At 63.6% G+C, this 13067-nt stretch carries 15 protein-coding genes, 1 tRNA gene and 1 pseudogene; 11 read left to right on the top strand and 6 right to left on the bottom strand.

Translation table 11 applies throughout. From position 1 onward, the window contains the following. Nucleotides 1-124: 124 nt before the first annotated feature. Nucleotides 125-571, top strand: coding sequence for a hypothetical protein (locus MAB_RS04060; protein WP_005092540.1), 447 nt, complete (start codon nt 125-127; stop codon nt 569-571). Nucleotides 572-1041: 470 nt separating this feature from the next. Here MAB_RS04060 and MAB_RS04055 read toward each other — a convergent pair whose 3' ends face one another. Further along, nucleotides 1042-1521 carry a hypothetical protein gene (locus tag MAB_RS04055; protein ID WP_005092536.1) on the bottom strand — a complete coding sequence of 160 codons (480 nt, stop codon included), beginning with the start codon at nt 1519-1521 and terminating at the stop codon, nt 1042-1044. A 142-nt stretch (nt 1522-1663) separates the two neighbouring features. Here MAB_RS04055 and MAB_RS04050 point away from each other — a divergent pair, with 142 nt between their 5' ends. From MAB_RS04050 to MAB_RS04040, 4 genes and pseudogenes are all read left to right on the top strand, one after another. Next, nucleotides 1664-2062 (top strand): hypothetical protein, encoded by a 399-nt coding sequence (locus MAB_RS04050; protein WP_225580852.1) that lies wholly within the window; start codon nt 1664-1666, stop codon nt 2060-2062. Next, nucleotides 2059-2455 (top strand): annotated as a pseudogene (locus MAB_RS25105) (MFS transporter). Before MAB_RS04050 ends, MAB_RS25105 begins: the two are co-directional and overlap by 4 nt. A gap of 73 nt (nt 2456-2528) precedes the next feature. After that, nucleotides 2529-2628: transfer RNA gene (locus MAB_RS04045), tRNA-Lys, on the top strand. A 69-nt stretch (nt 2629-2697) separates the two neighbouring features. Continuing rightward, nucleotides 2698-3984 carry an MFS transporter gene (locus tag MAB_RS04040; protein WP_032667864.1) on the top strand — a complete coding sequence of 429 codons (1287 nt, stop codon included), beginning with the start codon at nt 2698-2700 and terminating at the stop codon, nt 3982-3984. A gap of 3 nt (nt 3985-3987) precedes the next feature. Here MAB_RS04040 and MAB_RS04035 read toward each other — a convergent pair whose 3' ends face one another. Continuing rightward, nucleotides 3988-4464, bottom strand: a complete 477-nt coding sequence (locus MAB_RS04035) for a YbaK/EbsC family protein (RefSeq protein WP_005092530.1) — start codon at nt 4462-4464, stop codon at nt 3988-3990. Nucleotides 4465-4513: 49 nt separating this feature from the next. On the opposite strand from MAB_RS04035, the gene MAB_RS04030 reads away from it, so the two are divergent. Next, a complete protein-coding gene (locus MAB_RS04030; RefSeq protein WP_005087202.1) occupies nt 4514-5071 on the top strand; it encodes a helix-turn-helix domain-containing protein in 558 nt (185 codons plus the stop codon). A gap of 57 nt (nt 5072-5128) precedes the next feature. Here the strand turns inward: MAB_RS04030 and MAB_RS04025 are convergent, their stop codons facing one another. Then, complete coding sequence (locus MAB_RS04025; protein WP_005083398.1) at nt 5129-5821, bottom strand: alpha/beta hydrolase; 693 nt, start codon at nt 5819-5821, stop codon at nt 5129-5131. Between the two features lie 109 nt (nt 5822-5930). On the opposite strand from MAB_RS04025, the gene MAB_RS04020 reads away from it, so the two are divergent. Next, complete coding sequence (locus MAB_RS04020) at nt 5931-6851, top strand: AraC family transcriptional regulator (RefSeq protein ID WP_005083401.1); 921 nt, start codon at nt 5931-5933, stop codon at nt 6849-6851. Between the two features lie 6 nt (nt 6852-6857). Here MAB_RS04020 and MAB_RS04015 read toward each other — a convergent pair whose 3' ends face one another. Then, nucleotides 6858-7760 (bottom strand): DMT family transporter, encoded by a 903-nt coding sequence (locus tag MAB_RS04015; RefSeq protein ID WP_005113238.1) that lies wholly within the window; start codon nt 7758-7760, stop codon nt 6858-6860. A 54-nt stretch (nt 7761-7814) separates the two neighbouring features. Beyond that, nucleotides 7815-8273, bottom strand: coding sequence for a DUF2269 family protein (locus MAB_RS04010; protein ID WP_005073069.1), 459 nt, complete (start codon nt 8271-8273; stop codon nt 7815-7817). A 103-nt stretch (nt 8274-8376) separates the two neighbouring features. Between MAB_RS04010 and MAB_RS04005 the strand changes: the two genes are divergently transcribed. Both MAB_RS04005 and MAB_RS04000 read left to right on the top strand, forming a co-directional pair. Next, on the top strand, nt 8377-8874 hold the full coding sequence (locus tag MAB_RS04005) for an anthrone oxygenase family protein (RefSeq protein ID WP_005083407.1): 498 nt from the start codon (nt 8377-8379) through the stop codon (nt 8872-8874). Nucleotides 8875-8915: 41 nt separating this feature from the next. Then, nucleotides 8916-9773 carry an SDR family NAD(P)-dependent oxidoreductase gene (locus tag MAB_RS04000; RefSeq protein WP_005073061.1) on the top strand — a complete coding sequence of 286 codons (858 nt, stop codon included), beginning with the start codon at nt 8916-8918 and terminating at the stop codon, nt 9771-9773. On the opposite strand, the gene MAB_RS03995 is transcribed toward MAB_RS04000, so the two are convergent. Next, nucleotides 9770-10918 carry a PucR family transcriptional regulator gene (locus MAB_RS03995; protein WP_005083409.1) on the bottom strand — a complete coding sequence of 383 codons (1149 nt, stop codon included), beginning with the start codon at nt 10916-10918 and terminating at the stop codon, nt 9770-9772. The genes MAB_RS04000 and MAB_RS03995 overlap by 4 nt on opposite strands. 254 nt (nt 10919-11172) lie before the next feature. On the opposite strand from MAB_RS03995, the gene MAB_RS03990 reads away from it, so the two are divergent. Together MAB_RS03990 and MAB_RS03985 are read left to right on the top strand one after the other, a co-directional pair. Further along, a complete protein-coding gene (locus MAB_RS03990) occupies nt 11173-12066 on the top strand; it encodes a 3-hydroxyacyl-CoA dehydrogenase family protein (protein ID WP_005113234.1) in 894 nt (297 codons plus the stop codon). A 28-nt stretch (nt 12067-12094) separates the two neighbouring features. Further along, nucleotides 12095-13015 carry a hypothetical protein gene (locus MAB_RS03985; RefSeq protein ID WP_005087190.1) on the top strand — a complete coding sequence of 307 codons (921 nt, stop codon included), beginning with the start codon at nt 12095-12097 and terminating at the stop codon, nt 13013-13015. Nucleotides 13016-13067: the final 52 nt, after the last annotated feature.

Raw genomic sequence — 13067 nt, 5'->3', positions numbered from 1 at the left:
TCTTGGAGCAACATCGACCATGGGACGCCACGTCTCGCTCGGCGGGTCGGACCGTGTTCGCCAGATCTTCATCTTCTGCCCGCGATCTAGCCGTCATGTCGGACTCTCGGCGTAGAACTCGCCCATGGACGCCCGGAAGGCCATTCGTGAGGTCATCGAGAGCATCGGCGCCGAAGGTCAGACCGAGACCATCGTGTACACGCAGGCGCAGGTCGCCGACATCGTCGCCTCGATACTGCCCGACGCCCTCAAGTCCAGGGGCCACGTGGTCATCGCACTACCCGAGGTCGAGACCTACGAGTCCGGCCGGCAATATGTCCGAGTACCGATCACCGCACAACCATGGTCTGACGGCGCCGTTCGCATCAGCCCGCACGGCGACCAGGTGGCCATTCGCAACGTGCCCGACAAGCTGCCCGTGCAGGACGCGCCAGCGCTGGCCTCAGCACTCATGGCCGCGCACACCCTGTGGCGTCGCGACACGCGAAAGCGCCGATATCGCAGGCCTGACCTGCACGTATGGCAAAATGAGTCCCAACATGTCGGTGGGACAACTATATCCACCGCATGAAAACCCCAGCCTAGCTGGGGTTTTCGTCGTTTCGAGGCTCTGGCGGTCAGCTACCGCCGTCGCACCCACCACCGCCGTCACTAAATCCGCCGCTGTCGCAGTACCCGCCGCCACTGCCTCCGCCGAATCCGCCGAAGAAGCCAAAGGTTCCCGTGTCGGCCCCGGCTCCCGGGCTATACCCAGGCGCACCGTCCGAAACGCGACGACCGCCATGATCTGGCCCCCGAGGGCTCGCTTTGCGGACTAACTGCCAGCAGAGGTACCCGAGTAACACCGCAAACGGCGTCAGCGCGATCAGCCCAATGCTCACTGCAACCACTCCTTGCATCTGGCAGCCACTTTGCTGACGTTCTTCTCATTATGGACTGGCCAGAATCTCAACGCCGGGCAGTAGGTCACCAGCTCAAGACGCCGCTGGGCGGGCAATCTCTTGACCTGGACAACTATGTCCACCGTATGAAAACCCCGGTCTAGCTGGGGTTTTCGTCACTACTCCTGGGCTTCGGCCCTATGGTTCCGACTTCAATGAGTATCTCGCCTGCCTTGTTGAGGACCCTGAACTCGTCGAATCGCGGTAGGCACACAACGATGCCGCGATCAGAGTAAGCGATTACCTCCGGTACACCATCTCGAGTGATCATCGGCCTACCAGGTAACACGTACTCGATGAGCGCATCGTCGCCGCTAGGAAGCTGAACATGGTCACCTATCGGTTCTATCGCTAGTTCCCAGCTGGATTCGGATTGACTCTTCACGCGAATCCGCCCAGTAGGTTTGCCATCAAAGATTCCTGTGGCGTCCCCGGCCTCCGACTCGGATCCCAGGGCGGCATTTGAAACGTCACGGCGCCGACGATCTAGCACCCAGCGCCCGACGCCGCGGGCCGATTGCCAACCGAGATAGCCAAACACCACCACAACCGGCGTCAGTGCCATCAGCCCAACGCTCACTGCAACCCCTCCCTTGCACATGACCACTACTTTGCTGACTTTCTTCTCACTATGCACTGGCCAGTTCATTTACGCCAGGCCGCCAGTCGCCAGAGCGACCCCGCCATAACGCTGGCAGCCTCCAAAGGAGGGCACACGCGCTGTGAACCAATCCCTAGTCGACCTGCTCACTCGCACGTTCGCTTCGGGAGCCCTTCAACATCCCGGCAACGCAAACAGTCCCGCACGAGTGATTCCGATTCCCGGCTTCCGGGCGACCGGTATGCCTGAAGACCAAGCGCAGGAAATGATCGGCCAGGCCGCCAAGCTCTGGGCCGAGGCCATCGAGTCGGTCATCGATGGCGAATTCGACGTACTCACCAAAGCCGATGCGGCACAGCTGCGCCAGGACGCCGCAGAAGCGCCGGACGGCACCCGAATCGTCACGCTGTACGACCGCACCGACCACCAGCGCGCCACGCCCTTGTTGGTGCTGACGGTCGGCAAGACCGACGACGTGACGATCGATGCCCGTCAACTACGAAAGTTCCTAGCCCAATGAGCAATATCAAGATCACCGTCGACGGCAAGGTCCTCATGGACACCGACCCAGGTAAGTGGCGTTCCACGCCGCCGGATATCCCCGACCTTAAGCGCCAATCCGGCGGGCAGGATTGGGGTCTGGCCGTGATAGTCACTCTCGCACAGGCGGGCACGCTGGCCGAGCTGGGCCAGCCCACTGGGAACACCACGATGACCATCACTACCCGCGCCAACGGCTGGACGCTGGATGTGGAGCAGGACGGCAGCGAGCCATCCGTCGCACCCGGGAAGGGTCGTGCCTGCGCCCACTGCACCGCCAGCGCACGCCGAGGCCGATACAAGCGCTGGGCGCCAAGGATTTTCGTCGGATGTGGTGATCATGGAACCCTATGTCGCCGAGGCCCGACCATAAGGCCAGCACCACCGATCGCGGTCTGGGCTGGAAACTACGGACTCTTATGCCGCCTTCCGCTCAGGCTCGACTGGGGCCTGAGCGGCTGGCAGCTGGCGAATCTGCGGATCTTTTGCGCAATCCTGCGGACTTTTAATCCGCAGGTCCCAGGTTCGAGCCCTGGTGGGGCACCAGATCATCCGTTGCAATCAGCGGGAGCAGGAGCCTTACCAGGCCGTCGACCGGCTCATACCGTTCGGCCAATGACTTCCACGGCCGAGAACACCACCGGGACGCACCCGCCCCAATCCCGTCCCGTGACGTTCCGGCAGGCGTTCTTCGTCGCGTTGACCGCAGGCCTCGGGTACGGGTTCGACTCCTACGCGGTGAACATCTACGGCCTAGTGCTACCGGAGATCAAGGACACACTGCACATCACCGAGGCGCAGGCCGGGTACATCGGCTCGATCTTCCTGCTCGGGTACACCATCGGCACCGTCGGATTCGGCCTCGCCGCCGATCGCTGGGGCCGGAAGACCACCCTCGGGGCCTCGATCCTGCTGTATGGCATAACCACCGCCCTGGCCGGCCTGACCACCAATGTGGCCGCGTTCACCGGGTTGCGCTTTTTGACGGGTGTGGGCGGTGCCGGCGAGCTCGCGGTCGGCGCGCCCTACACCGCCGAGGTGTGGCCGGCCAAGACACGGGCCATCGGCGTTGGTGGCGTGATCTTTTCGCTCTTCTCACTCGGTTACGTCCTGGCCGCCGGGGTCGCACTCGTATTGGTCCCGCGGTTTGGCTGGCAGGCGGCATTCATCGTCGCGATCATCCCCGCGGTGGTGCTTTTCCTTGCCCGCCAAGGCATCAAGGAATCGCACCGCTACACCCAAACCAAGGCGCGCGTCCAAGGCCGTGCCACCAGGCCGAAGCTGTGGCATGTTCCCGGAGTACGGCGGCGCCTCGTCGTCGGCTGGCTCGTCTACACCGCCAATGCGGTCGGCTACTGGGGCATGACCCTGTTCTTGACCACCTACATCGTCAAGAAGTTTCATGCCACCTCCATTGACGCGATCCGTTACGCCCTCGCCTTCTTCCTGCTACAGGCTGTGTTCGTCTTCATCGGCACCGCACTGGCCGACCGGATCGGGCGGCGACCCTCGGCCGTCCTCGGCGCCCTGATCGAAATCGCCTCCACCGCATTGGGAGCCACTTCGGACACCCTGCCGGAGTACCTGGTGTTCGGCGCCATCTCCATCGCCACCTTGGGCTGGCTGTGGGGAGTCGGTGACACCTACGTCGCCGAACTCTTCCCCACCGTGCTACGCGGCACCGGGTTCGGCATCGCCGTCGGCGGCGGCCGCGTCGTCTCCATCGCGGCGCCGGCCCTGGTGGGCTGGGCCATCACGCATTACGGAATCCAAACGCCCTACCTGGCTCTCAGCGGCCTGTGGATACTGACGATCATCGGATACCTGCTTGGACCGGAAACCAAGGGTAAAGAGCTGGAAGACCTTGCCGACGAGGCGCTTACCGAGGATCTGCCGGGCTGATCGCTAAGCGACCTCGCACACCTGTCCGCCGGTGATCCGGACAAGCTCGGCGAAGGTGAGCGGAAAGACAGTGCGCGGCGTGCCACCGGCCGCCCAGATCTCATCCCACTTTTCCAGCGTGCTGTCCACCAAGGTCCGGATCGGGTTCGGATGACCAACCGGTGCAACACCTCCCACTACCTGGCCGGTAATCTTCGCGACGGCCTTGGCGGGCGCCAACCGCACCTTGAGCGCACCGACCAGCTGGGCAACGCGGTCAGTGTCAACGCGATGTGCGCCGCTGGCCATCACCAGCAGCGGTGAATCGTCCGCCATAAACAGCAGACTGCTGGCGATGGCATCGATCGCACAACCGATTGCCGCCGACGCATCGTTCGCCGAATGCGTGGAATCGGGCAGCTGACGGATGCGTCCCCGACATCCCAAACCGGCAAGGGTGGCCTGCAATTGTCGGCTGGTTTCGGGCAATACTTCGGTCATCAGGGAGCCTTCCTCTAGGGTTCTGTAAACAGAACTCTAGAGTGGTCCCGTGGACAACGACCAATCGGCCCCTGCAGAGGTCGGCGCCCGGCTACGCCGACTCCGCACAGAGGCAGGACTGTCCCTCGCAGAATTGGCGACGCGAAGCGGCGTCGGCAAGGGCAGCATCTCGGAGTTGGAGAACGGACGTCGCACGGCCCGCCTGGACACCCTGTTCGCGTTGACCAAAGCACTCGGCGCTCCGTTGAGCGCAGCCGTCGGCGTCTCGCCTCCCGCCGACGGACCGTCGGTGCACGGTCAGGCCGTACACGCCGTGTCACTGAGCGGGTGGCAGACCGACGACGGCTACGTCGAGGTCTACCGGATCACCGTCGAGACCACCACTCAACACTCTCCGGCGCACGCTACCGGGGTACGTGAAACGATCACCGTGGTTGCGGGAACGCTCGAGGCGGGGCCGCTGGGCGACCCACAGATCGCGGCCGCCGGTGAAACCATGTGCTTCCCAGGGAATGTCCCTCACGTCTACCGTGCCGTGAACGGCCCCGCCGAAGCGGTCCTGACGATGCATTACCCGCCCGGCATCACGACACCCGTCGCTCAGTGACAGCGCACCGCCACCGGGGGCACCGGCGGCCGCAACCGACGCCCCCGGGCCTCGTTGCTACGCGATGTCCCCAGCGGCCTCGGCAATGAGATCGGCGATGGCAACCGGCTGAGACGCCAACGAGGCGTGACTGGCATCCAGTTCAATGGTCTTGCGGGGTTTGATCCGCTGTGCCATCCGACGCTCGTTCTCCGGGTTGATCATTCGGTCCTGCGTCGATACCTGATACCAGGACGGCTTGTTGCGCCACGCCGGCGCGGTGATGGCATCGCCGAATGTCGATGCCAGCGGCGCCTTTTGCGTGACCGCCATCACCAGCGCCGCATCCTCGGGAAGGTCCTGAGCGAAGCTCTCGCGGAACTTGTCCTGCTTGATCCACAGGTAACCGTCGCTGTCGGGAACCAGATTGGCCGCGGCGGCCGGCGGCAGTTGCTCGGTCAGCTGACCGGGGCTCTCCCCCGCGTCGGGAGCGAACGCCGCCACATAAACCAACCCCGCCACGTTCGGCAGATCGCCGGCCTCGGTGATCACCGCACCGCCATAGGAGTGCCCGACAAGAAGCACCGGCCCGTCGATCTGCTGGACCATCTGCCGCGTACGCGCCGCGTCATCTGCCAACGACGTCAATGGGTTCTCCACCGCGTGAAGATCCTCAAAGCCGCGCCCGTGCAGCTCAACGATCACGTTCCCCCAATGCGCGGCACCACCCCAGAATCCGTGGACCAGAACGATAGTCGGTTTGCTGGACATGTCTTCCTCTCAGTAGATGTCGGATGAATCATCCCGTTGCGCCCAGGGACTGCGGCACTCTTGACTTCCAGGGATCACACCAACATATTTGGATGATGAGGCAAGTTAAATGATCCATAATCCAGATTATTTTGCCGATCAGCCAAAATCTCTCAGCTGGCCCACAGGGTCGCCGAGTATCGACGCCTTCTCCGGGATCCTGTCTGCCATTGGGCTGCGCGGTGAATCCGCACTGCGTTGCTCGGCCGAGCTCCCGTTTGACGTCTCCGTACCCGCGAACGAGCGTGTGCTGCATATCGCCGAGACGGCCGGGCTTCGTGTGTATGTCGACGGGAATCCGGTGTGCGTGCTTGCTGCCGGAGACATGGTGCTCATGGCGCGCGGCACCGCGCATCGGCTCTCCGGAGCCCAGCCACACGGCGAGCCCGCGGGCACCCTGCACTGGGTCAGCGGGAGGTTCACGGCGGAGCGTAAGGCCGCCGACCCGCTGCTCTCGGTGTTGCCTCCCGCCATCATCATTCAAGCCGCTCGGCCCGGACACGAGTGGTTGCCGCTCTCACTTCAGCTCATCCTGGCCGAGATCCTGACGCCCAGTCCGGGCTCGTGGGTGATGATTTCGCGGATCCTGGACTTGCTGTTTATCCACGCCGTGCGCGAATGGTCAAGTTCCAGTCACGCCGAGCCCGGGTGGCTTACGGCCGCAATGGATCCGCGTCTGGCGCCCGTGCTCACCGCGATACATAACAACCTGGAGCACCCCTGGTCGATCGCGGAGCTCGCCCAGCATGCCCGGCAATCGCGCTCGGCCTTCACGCAGAGATTCACCGAGCTATTGGGCCAGCCGCCTGCCGCCTATATCGGCGAGCGGCGCCTCGACCGTGCCGCGCATCTGCTGCGCTCCACCACCGACCCGGTGCGCCAGATCGGGCGAGCCGTCGGATACACATCCGATGCCGCGTTCAGCCGCGCGTTTCAGCGCCGATTCGGTGAACCACCACTGCGTTGGCGTACACACCACCGGTCCGGATGACAAAGGTCACCGACTACCCCTGCGGCTCACCACAATTCCTGCGATCACGATCGCCCCGCCGAGCGGCTCGTGCCAGCCGATGTGCTCACCCAACAGCAACGCCCCCAACAACACACCGATTACCGGGGTCAGATACGTGACCGACGACGCCGCGGTGGCACCCCAGCCATTGATGATGTGGGTGTTCCAGACATAGGCCAAACCCGTTCCCAGCATCCCGAGCGCCAACATGCTGAGCACCACCGCCGACGTCGCGACGATCCGATGCGGGTCGACGAGCGCTACGACGGCCGTCATCAGCACCGCGCCCAGGCCAACCTGAATCGCGGCCACCGTCAACGCGGGCAACCTGAGCGGCGTGACGTACTTGCGCATGTAGACGAAGCCGATCCCGTAGCTCAGAGTTGCTGCCAAGCAGGCGAATTGCGCGAGCACGGGCCCCCCGTGACCGATCAGCTGCCACGGGGCCAGCACCACGCACACACCCAGGAACCCCAGGGCCAATCCGAGCAGCTGCGTCCGATCGGGCCGCTCGGCGCGCAGCGCCAAAAGCGTCACCAAGGTGGTCATCAACGGCGTTGCGGCGTTGTAAATGCTTGCCAGCCCGGAGTCGATGGTCTGCTCGGCCCACGGATAGAGCACGAAGGGCATCACGCACAGCGTCAGCGAGACGACAGCGATATGTCCCCACACCTTGATCTCGCGCGGCAGCGGAACCCGCAGCAGTACAAGCAGGGACACGAGGGTAAGGGCGCCGAAATCCAGGCGCGCCGCCGCCACCTGCAACGCCGACAGCCCCTGCAACCCGACTTTGATGAACAAGAAGCTCGCGCCCCACACCAGGGCAAGAGCCGCGAACTGAAGAGGCAGCCAACGGCTACGGGCCGGAGCGGCGGTCGCGGTATCCACCCGACAATTGCACAGGACTACCGGCGGAGGGCGCTAGCGGATTTCTGCCGTCGTTTACACGCCCGTGCTGGACCCGGGGCGCACAATCATCAGCACCGTCACCACCGCCCACAGCAGGTTGAAAATCCCGGTGAACATGGCCAATCTCCCGAACACCCGCGCATCGAGCGGGTGCCCACCGCCCAGCTCGGCCAGCACACGCTGCTGTCGGGGCAGCACCACGAACACCAGCACGGCCGCCGCCGCACCTGTGAGCACCAACGACGCGATCAGCCACGGGCTGGCCAACACGCCCATCAGATCGGCCAGCGGCAGACCGAACATCGGAATCGCGATGCCCACCACCGCGTACACGCGGCATACCCGGTGCAACGTGCGCAGGCTGCCCAGCTCCGCGCCGCCCTCGGCCGCGGCCCGGCGTGCGAACGCCGGAAACATGCTGGCCGCCACGGCGATCGGCCCAACCGCCAGGATCACGGCCAGGACATGGATCGAGAGCAATAGCTTGGTCACGCGCAGACGCTATCTGCCCCACCACCGGAACCGAAAGCCCGCTGCTGGCCATATTTCGACGACTTTTGGCCGTATCGGACCGCGTTCTTGGGAGTATGAGCCGATGGGCCGTCGAATACTGATGTATTTCACCGTGTTCGGGATAGCGATGTGGTTCTTCGGAAACCTGTACGAGGCCATCGTGATCGGCCCCAACATCGCCGGCGACAGCAAGGAGCAACTGAGGGCCTTTCAGCAGTTCACCGAGGTGACCAACCCGATGTACTACTACGTACCGCTGACCTTGATCGCCGCGGTCACGCTGATCGTGTGGTTCGTACGCACACCGCGCAAGGCCCCTGAGAAGCTTTCACTGCTTCTGGCCTGCGTCGCTGAGATCATGGCAATCGTCCTGTCCGTCTACGTCATCGCCAAGCTCAACATGACGCTCTACTTCGGCTCACTGGGCGAAACACCTCAGGAGCTGCACCGGCTCGCACTGCAATGGAATGTGCTGAACCTGGTTCGCGTGGCGCTCACGGCAGTTGCGTTGCTCTTCGCGATGCGAGCCCTGCGCCTTGTGTGGCAGGCCTGGGCTCGACACCCCGCAAGTGCCGTGTGAGACTTCTCGGTGTTCTGGACGTCTCGATGAGGAGATTCAGTATGCCCGGCACTCCGAAAACGGTGGTCATCACCGGCGCGAACGCCGGGATCGGTCTGGCCTCGGCGCATCGACTCGCCGCCGGCGGGCACTCCATCGTCATGGCATGCCGCAATCAGCAGAAGGCTCAGCAGGCGCGGGATCAGATCCTGGCCGCGACACCGGGGGCTCAGATCGACATCATGTCGCTGGACCTGTCGTCCTTCGAACGCATTTATCGCTTCGCCGGCGAGCTGGCCGCACAGCATCCGCAGATCGACGTACTGGTCAACAACGCGGGCGCTTCCCCCATGCGCCAGTCCAAAACCGACGAGGGCTTCGAACTGCAATGGGGTGCGAACTATCTGGGCCCCTTTCTGCTGACGCATCTGCTGCTTCCGCAGCTGCAAGCCTCCCGAAGCGGAGACGCCCGCGTGATCCATCTGGCCTCCGTCGCCCACAGCGTAGGAAGGATCAACGAAAAGACTTGGCACGGTAGACGTTTTTACTTCACCTTCTCGGCGTACGCGCAGTCGAAGATGGGCAATCTCATGTTCAGCAATGCGCTGGCCCGCCGCCTTCCCGATGGGGTGACCTCGAACGCACTGCACCCGGGCAACGTCAGATCGGAAATCTGGCGTGAGATACCACAGCCCGTCCGCTCGCTGGTGATGCTGGCCCTGATCACGCCGGAGCGGCCAAGCCAGCTGATCGCCGATATGGCGGTATCGGAAGAGCACCGTGGGCGCAATGGCGACTACCTCGCCGCACAAACGCCAAGCCCGGTACGCCGCTACACGAAAAACCTAGCGGCACAAGATAACCTCTACGCTAAGAGCTGTGCGCTGGTGGGCGTCGAGCCGCTGCCCGTACGCGGCTAAGCCCAGCTCAGCCGACGATCGGCCTCGACGGCGAGATGGAGTTCAGCGATGTCGCGCGGCCGGGCGACATCACGCCCGGTCAATTGTTTTAGCCTGCGCAGCCGGTACCTCACGGTATTCGGATGACAGAACAACACCCTCGCTGTGGCGGGGATGGAGCCGTCGCAGTCCACCCACTGCCGGAAGGTGTCCACGAGCAACTGGCGGTCCACTACTCCGATCTCGGTAAGACTGCCCAGCACCAGATCGCGGTACCGTGCCATGGTCTGTGGATCGGTAATGGCGGCAACGGCATAGGGATTCGCGTCAAACGCCACCACCGGGTCATCCTCGGTGGCCGCAAGCAACGCCGCCTTCGCGTAGTTCAGAGGCGGGCCCGGCGGCGGATAACCGTCGTATACCGGACTGACGCCGATACGTCGTACACCAAGATTACGCAAGGTCTCACCGAGCTCCTCGAGCCGCGAAGGCGTGGGGAGCGCGACGATACCCACCTGCATGTCGGGGTCGACCCGCCATGCCGAAGCGAACCCCTGGTCACGCAAGGCCTTCTCCGCGCTCCGCAATGTCCGGTAGTCGAGCGGACCCGATTCGATAGCGACCACGACGAAGGCCCCGGATTCCGGTAATCCCAGCTGATGCGCCGCGTTCCAGGCGGTTATCCCCGCCGGGAAGCGCCCGTCAATGAGGCCACTCACCAGGGCGGCACGTTCCTGGTCCCGCTGGATGAGCTGCTCGACAACGACATCGCGATATCCCTCAGCCATCGCGTCCGTGTACCTGTCGTGGTTCTGCCACGCCTGCGACGCCGCGGCTCGCAGCTCCTGCCGAGACAAGCCCGCCGCATCAATAGCCTGTGAAAGTGCGTCCCACAGGAACTGGCCCCCGGCCCGGTAGGCCGACATCACGTCGGCCAGGGGCACACCTTGTTCAGCGCGCAGCCTGCCCACCCGGGCCGCCGCGCTCGTGTCAGGTGCCCCCGAGCCCATCGCCGCCAAGACGTACACCATCTGGTCACGGCCGGCCGCAAACAAATCCTCATCGGTGACCAACACCGGGTCGCGGTACGCGGCCACCCGCTCACGAATGATCCGACACTGTTCGGCACAAAGTTCGTCCACCCGGGCCAGTAGCTGCTCGCCCACCGTTTTCAAGTTTGCTCCTGCACTACCTGAGGGTGATTCACTCACGGTCCCAAGGATAGCGCTTTATCTCCGCGGCGAATTGTTCAAATGAACAATCTCATCCGCCAACTTGTTGGCTCGGATGCCATCGACGTGCGAGGAAGAGATCGATATGTTGTTCCTATAGCCAGTATTCATCCCGAAACGCAGGGCGGGCAGCCGGACGGCGAGACATCCAGACAGACATTGCTGGTACGCACAGGAGGAGCAGGACGATGAGTGATCAGCAGAAGACTATGGCCGTGGTGGGCGCCGGGGTTATCGGGCTCTCGTGGGCACGACTGGCCCGCAGCCACGGGTGGCGCGTCGGGATAACCGACCCCCGCGACGATCTCGACGCGGTCGTGCGAGCGGCCTTCGGCGCGGACGACTCCGATGTGTTCACGAGTCACACGCTCGCCGATGTGGTCGCGGAAGCCGATCTGGTCCAGGAGAACGGCCCTGAACGCCTGGCCGTCAAACGCGAGCTGTTCGGCCAGTTTCTCGAATCAGCGCCCGAGCACGCCGTGTTGGCCACGTCCAGTTCTTCGATTGGGGCGACCCTCATCGCCGACGGCCTCGGCGCTGGTGACCGGGTGATTGTGGGGCACCCATTCAATCCACCCGAGCTGATGCCACTCGTCGAGGTGGTACCTGGAACCCAGACGAGTGATTCCACCCTGAATGCCGCTGTCGACCTATATCGGAAACTCGGCCGTGCGCCGATCGTAATCCGCAAGGAGATCCCCGGTTTCGTAGCCAACCGGCTCCAGGTAGCGCTGACCCGCGAAGCGCAGTACCTCGTCGAAGAAGGGGTGGTCAGCGTTACCGACCTCGACACCGCATTGCAGAATTCGCTTGGGTTGCGGTGGGCTGCAACGGGATTATTCGAAGGGAACACGCTGGGCGGCGGTCCCGAGGGTGCGCGGCACCTCTACGAGGGACTCGGCGCCGAAGTAGGAAAGATCACAATGGGAACCCCGTCGTCAGATCCGCGGGTGATCGAGAAACTGATCGAAGATATAGACACCGCCTACGGTACGGGACCAGAGAACTACGAACGGCTGCTCGCTCGGCGCAACGAACGCACCCGCGCGGTCTTGGCGGCACTACGCCAGCTCGACGCCTAACCACGTGTTACACCACAAGGAGAACAACATGTTTCAATACTTGCTGGCCCTCAACCAGGTCAAGAGGTCCATCCTGAAGTTCCCCACGTCCGGGGAAGAGTTCACCGAACTCGTGGTGGACCTGAATGAATTGCCTGATGGCATTGCCGTCGATCCGGCCCGGCAGAACATCTACTGGACCAACATGGGTGTGCCCACGCTCGTTGACACCAATGCGCCACCCACCGAACGTAATCTGGATTTCTCTGGCCAGACCGGTTCCATCGAACGGGCGGCGATCGACGGCAGTGCACGGACTTATCTGCTGACTCCGGGGAGTTTTGTTACCGGAAAACAACTTTCGGCGGCCTGGTCGCTTGGCCGCCTGTACTGGTCCGATCGCGAAGGCGCGGCGATACGCAGTGTGCTGCTGGACGGCAGCGACCTACGTGACGAGGTATTGGTCGCACTGGACGACGAGGGCCGTCACGTGGCCCGCAATCAGTGTGTCGGAATAGCGGTCGACGAGCAGAACGGGCTGCTGTACTGGACGCAGAAGGGCCCCTCGAAGGGCGGCGATGGCCGAATCTTCCGCACTTCCTTAAAGATTCCTGCCGGGCACACACCCGAAAACCGCGATATCGAGGTGCTGTGGTCCGGTCTCCCCGAACCGATCGACATCGAACTGGACCTCGAGGCGGGGGTGATCTACTGGACCGACCGAGGCGCCGCCCCGTTGGGCAACACCTTGAACAAGGCCCAGATTCCCGCCTCAGGGCAGGCGGGCGGCGAGGTCACCGTGCTTGCCTCGGGCTTCGCGGAAGCCATCGGCCTGGCGGTGGACAAGGAGGCCGGTATCGCCTACGTGAGCGATATGTCCGGCGAGATTCGGGCGGTCAACCTCGATGGGAGTGGCGAGCGCACGTTCGCGAAGGTCGACGGCAACCTCACCGGAATCGTTGGAGTCTGAACCAACTCACCAATCATCGTCATAGACCGCTAGAGACCGCTATAGACAGGAC

It is taken from the genome of Mycobacteroides abscessus ATCC 19977, assembly GCF_000069185.1.
Lineage (GTDB): Bacteria > Actinomycetota > Actinomycetes > Mycobacteriales > Mycobacteriaceae > Mycobacterium > Mycobacterium abscessus.
Note: the sequence above shows the minus strand (reverse complement) of the source record. Positions and strands in the feature narration are given on the sequence as shown.

Bases quoted from the DNA above. Each gene is read 5' to 3' on its own strand.
- MAB_RS04000 (WP_005073061.1), top strand. From the start codon at position 8,916: ATGCCCGGCACTCCGAAAACGGTGGTCATCACCGGCGCGAACGCCGGG.
- MAB_RS04060 (WP_005092540.1), top strand. From the start codon at position 125: ATGGACGCCCGGAAGGCCATTCGTGAGGTCATCGAGAGCATCGGCGCC.
- MAB_RS04005 (WP_005083407.1), top strand. From the start codon at position 8,377: ATGGGCCGTCGAATACTGATGTATTTCACCGTGTTCGGGATAGCGATG.
- MAB_RS04020 (WP_005083401.1), top strand. From the start codon at position 5,931: ATGATCCATAATCCAGATTATTTTGCCGATCAGCCAAAATCTCTCAGC.
- MAB_RS03990 (WP_005113234.1), top strand. From the start codon at position 11,173: ATGAGTGATCAGCAGAAGACTATGGCCGTGGTGGGCGCCGGGGTTATC.
- MAB_RS04035 (WP_005092530.1), bottom strand. From the start codon at position 4,464: ATGACCGAAGTATTGCCCGAAACCAGCCGACAATTGCAGGCCACCCTT.
- MAB_RS04040 (WP_032667864.1), top strand. From the start codon at position 2,698: ATGACTTCCACGGCCGAGAACACCACCGGGACGCACCCGCCCCAATCC.
- MAB_RS04025 (WP_005083398.1), bottom strand. From the start codon at position 5,821: ATGTCCAGCAAACCGACTATCGTTCTGGTCCACGGATTCTGGGGTGGT.
- MAB_RS03985 (WP_005087190.1), top strand. From the start codon at position 12,095: ATGTTTCAATACTTGCTGGCCCTCAACCAGGTCAAGAGGTCCATCCTG.